Source organism: Aequorivita aquimaris (genome assembly GCF_001573155.1).
Taxonomy (GTDB): domain Bacteria; phylum Bacteroidota; class Bacteroidia; order Flavobacteriales; family Flavobacteriaceae; genus Aequorivita; species Aequorivita aquimaris.
The window spans coordinates 1-815 of sequence record NZ_JRWG01000037.1; the positions used below are offsets into that span (position 1 = coordinate 1).

Annotated in this window: 1 pseudogene; it reads right to left on the reverse strand. The window is 63.3% G+C overall.

The features are described from left to right. Window positions 1-698, reverse strand: a pseudogene (locus tag LS48_RS15870) (IS3 family transposase); the annotation flags it as partial. Window positions 699-815: the final 117 nt, after the last annotated feature.

Genomic DNA, 815 nt, shown 5'->3' on the forward strand with positions numbered 1-815 from the left:
CAAGATGCGGAACTTGCGCCCATCGTGGGTACGCTCCTCGACGAAATCATAGGCCCAGACATGCCCCGGATACTCTGGTCGAAGCCGGATGCAGGAGCCGTCATTGAGCCAGAGCCGGCCACGTTTCGGTTGGCGCTGCGGCACTTTCAGCCCCTCACGCCGCCAGATCCGCTCGACCCGCTTGTGGTTCACCGACCAGCCCGCCGCATGCAGCAGCGCGGTCACCCGACGGTAACCGTAGCGCCCGTACTGCTTTGCCAGCGCGACGACGTCGTCGGTGAGCGCCTGCTCATCATCTGCCCCGCACGGCACTTTGCGCTGCGTCGACCGGTGCTGGCCAAGCACGCGGCACACGCGCCGCTCGGACACGTCCAGCACCTCCCGGACCTGGTCGATGCAGCGCCGGCGCCGTGCGGGGCTCAGAAGTTTCCCTTCGCCGCCTCCTGTAGGATGAGCTTGTCCAGCGTCAGATCCGAAATCGCACGCCGCAGCCGGGCGTTCTCTTTCTCCAGATCCTTCATCCGACGCGCCTGGTCCGTCTTCAGGCCACCATATTCCTTGCGCCAGCGATAGTAGGTCTGCTCGCTGACCGCGATCCGCCGGCACGCTTCGGCGGTCGTGCCGCCTTGGCCCAGCACGATCTCCACCTCACGCAGCTTGCCGATGATCTCCTCCGGCTTGTGCTTCTTCGAAGGCATTCGTTGTCCCTTCCCTGGTCCAGACTGTCATAGTCGATGGACCACTCAAAAGGGGGCAGCTCAGCCTAGAATGCTGATGCGCTGCTCAACAGCTTTTGCCGCCTCATATTTTAAAAT